This is a genomic window from Moraxella sp., from assembly GCF_024227015.1.
Classification (GTDB): Bacteria; Pseudomonadota; Gammaproteobacteria; order Pseudomonadales; family Moraxellaceae; genus Moraxella.
Window position 1 is genome coordinate 1 of record NZ_JAAELD010000336.1, and the last position, 3,235, is coordinate 3,235.

General features: G+C 47.8%; 4 protein-coding genes. 3 read left to right on the forward strand and 1 reads right to left on the reverse strand.

The features are described 5' to 3' along the window. Both GY683_RS07500 and GY683_RS07505 read left to right on the forward strand, forming a co-directional pair. The coding region (locus GY683_RS07500) for an apolipoprotein N-acyltransferase (RefSeq protein WP_297288140.1) at positions 1-443 on the forward strand (443 nt) is incomplete at its 5' end. A 145-nt stretch (positions 444-588) separates the two neighbouring features. Beyond that, positions 589-1,047: a hypothetical protein gene (locus tag GY683_RS07505; protein ID WP_297288141.1), complete on the forward strand. Its 459-nt coding sequence runs from the start codon at positions 589-591 to the stop codon at positions 1,045-1,047. A 54-nt stretch (positions 1,048-1,101) separates the two neighbouring features. On the opposite strand, the gene GY683_RS07510 is transcribed toward GY683_RS07505, so the two are convergent. Further along, positions 1,102-2,268 carry a sugar transporter gene (locus GY683_RS07510; RefSeq protein ID WP_297288142.1) on the reverse strand — a complete coding sequence of 389 codons (1,167 nt, stop codon included), beginning with the start codon at positions 2,266-2,268 and terminating at the stop codon, positions 1,102-1,104. A gap of 162 nt (positions 2,269-2,430) precedes the next feature. Here GY683_RS07510 and GY683_RS07515 point away from each other — a divergent pair. After that, positions 2,431-3,235 (forward strand): aminopeptidase P family N-terminal domain-containing protein (locus GY683_RS07515; protein WP_297288143.1); only part of this gene is annotated, 805 nt, incomplete at its 3' end.

Consider the following 3,235-nt stretch of genomic DNA (forward strand, 5'->3'; position numbering starts at 1 on the left):
GGCAAAACGTCAGCGCTGCCATCTGTTATGAGGTGGCATACCCTGAGACGACTCGACATAATACTAAGAACACCGATTTTCTCATGACGATCTCGAATGATGCATGGTTCGGCAGTTCGGCAGGTCCTTGGCAGCACTTGCAGATGGTTCAGATGCGAAGCCTTGAGACGGGGCGTTATTTTGTGCGTGCGACAAATACAGGTGTGACCGCCATCATCAACCAAAAAGGTCAAATCGTGAATCAAGCACCGCAGTTTGAGCGTACGGTATTGCGCGGTGAGGTCGAATCTATGTCGGGTGTAACGCCATTTGTAAGATTCGGCAGCTATCCGATTCTGGTGTTGAGTGCGCTGCTGATTTTGCTGAGTTTCGTGGCGAAATACGGCAAATCAAAAACCAGCAGAACCCAAAAATACTACACCGGCAAAGGTGTTCGCGATTAAAAATTAACGAATTTTACCCAAATTTTGTGTAATAATTCCTTAATCGACCAAAGGAATTGTACAAAATCGCAAAATTTGGTATATAATAGGGTAAATTTATCTTATTTTGTATTTACAATTAACCCATCTTAATGACAGGTGATTTATGGCACATGATGCATCAAATAATAACCCAACCAAAGAGACGCTAACAGCATTGGTTGGTACCGTTCTTTTACTTGTAATGATTGCGGCGATCGGTATTTTTGCTTGGTTACGTCCAGCAGGCGAGCATCAGCCAAAAGCACCAACGGCTGAAGAAGTTGCTGCCGCAGAAGCTGAAGCTGCTGCAGAAACTGCACCTGCCACAGAAGCCACAGTTGCACCTGCAGAAGAAACTGCACCTGCCGCAGAAGCTACCGAAGCACCAGCAACTCAAGCCAGCGATGCTGCAGTGGCTGAAGCTCAGGACAAGCTAGACCAAACACCAGAAAACGCGCAAGCACCAACTCAAGCAACCGCGACTGCTGAGACGCCTGCTGCTGCATCTGCACCGAGCGACACAACCAATGCCGCGCCTGCACCTGAATCTGCTGAAGATAAAGAAGCAGCGAAAACTGAATAAATTTACACATTATCATAAAACCCTTGCAACTGCTAAGGGTTTTATTTTTGGGTGTTATGCCAAGCGTCGTGTGTAAGCCCATGCAGCCAGCATCGCAAGAAGTGCGACTGCCGCGCCAACGTGTCCAATATGAATCAAGCTCATCTGTGCGATGACGATGCCCCCAAGCAACGCACCGCCGCCAATGCCGATATTAAATATCCCTGAGAATAGACTCATGGCAACGTCTGTGGCTTTTGGCGCCAGACGCAGCACCTGTATCTGTAGCACCAGACTGATGGTAGTCGCACCAATGCCCCACAAGAAGGCATTAATAACCCAAAGCGCCCGCATGTCAGAAAGCAAGAATAATGCACTAAGCCCTAAGGCGATCGCCATCATGGCAAGCCATAAAAACGATCTTTCCATACGTTCATAATAACGACCAAAGAGCATGCTTGCCACAATGCCTGCAAGCCCAAACATTAGCAATATCCAAGTTGCAAAGTTCGCCGAGAAATTCACCATGTTCAGCATGAATGGCTCAATATAGCTATAAGCAGTAAAATGTGCGGTCACGATGAGTATTATCATCAGATACACCAATAATAGCGGTGTGTTTTTTAGGATGTCGGGCAGGCTTTTGATGTTGCCGACATTACGACTGGGTAGATTTGGCAGGATTTTCCATAAGATCACAAGGCAAATCAATGCCAATACACCAATGAGTGCAAAGCTTGCTCGCCAGCCTAGATACTGACCCACCAATCGCCCGATCGGCAAGCCCAGTACGGTAGCAAGTGCAGAACCTGTGGCAAGCAGGCCTAATGCTTTGGTGCGTTTGTCCTTGGCGGCCAGACGTACGACGAGGCTTGCGGTAATCGACCAAAAGATCGCATGAGCCAAGGCCACGCCTGTACGCGCGATGAGCAAAACGCCAAAGATAGTCGCCACCGCTGATAAAATATGACTTGCCACGAACAGCGTGAATACGCCAACTAGCAATCGCTTTCGCTCCATTTTGGCAGTCGCAAGCATGAGCGGCAGCGAGGCAAGTGCGACGATCCAGGCATAGACGGTCATCATGATGCCTACTTTATCGACAGGCATGCTAAAGCTTGTGCCGATGTCTGAGAGTAGGGCGATGGGAATGAATTCTGTGGTATTAAAAATGAATGCTGCAAAGGCAAGAAGCATCACTCGATAAGTACGCAGGCGGTCGATCTGGGTGGTGGTAAGCATGACTGTGGCTGCTGATAAGTTTTTTTGGAGGGGGTGAATTGTACCACGATTTTTTGATAAATCGATGACGATGCTTGGTCATTAAAATCGCAATCGTGTAAAAAATAACGGATTATGATAGAATTTCAGCATTCAATCTAATAAGAATAATCAGGAGCATCTATGGCGGTATCAGCCCAAATTCGTCGCGAACGCATCACAAAGCTTCGCGCGCTCATGCAAAAAAACGGCATCGATGCCATCATCGTGCCGTCGGCAGATCCACACATGTCTGAGTATCTGCCCAAGTACTGGCAAGGCCGAAAATGGCTGTCAGGCTTCTCAGGCTCGGTGGGCACATTGGCGATCACGCAAGATTTTGCAGGTGTGTGGACGGATAGCCGTTACTGGGTGCAGGCGCCGATGCAGCTTGCCGATACAGGCATCGAACTTCAAAAGATGGAACAGGGGCGTCCAACCTTTGGTAAGTTTTTGGCGGACAATTTGCCAAATGGTGCCAAGGTTGCCATTGATGGCGCTGTGTTGTCGGTGGTAGAATTTGACAGCCTAAGCCAGGCTTTTGCAGGTAAGGGTATTGAGCTGTTCACGCACCTTGATTTGTTGGCGGAAGTTTGGGATGATCGTCCAAGCCTACCAACTGAGGCCATCTATCCGCATCCAAGCGAGTTTTTGGATGGTACATCAGCTGATAAACTGACCAAAGTACGCACCAAAATGAACGAGCTTGGGGCGGATTTTCACTTGATTTCTAGCCTTGATGACATTGCTTGGCTGACTGATTTGCGTGGTAGTGATGTGTCGTTTAACCCTGTGTTTTTATCGCATTTATTGATTGGTAAAGATAGCGCTGTATTGTTTGTTGATGAACAAAAATTAAATGATGATGCCAAGATTGCCCTACAGAATGCAGGCATCGCCATGGCGGATTATAACGCTGTCACCACTGCTTTGGCGGACATAACAGGCA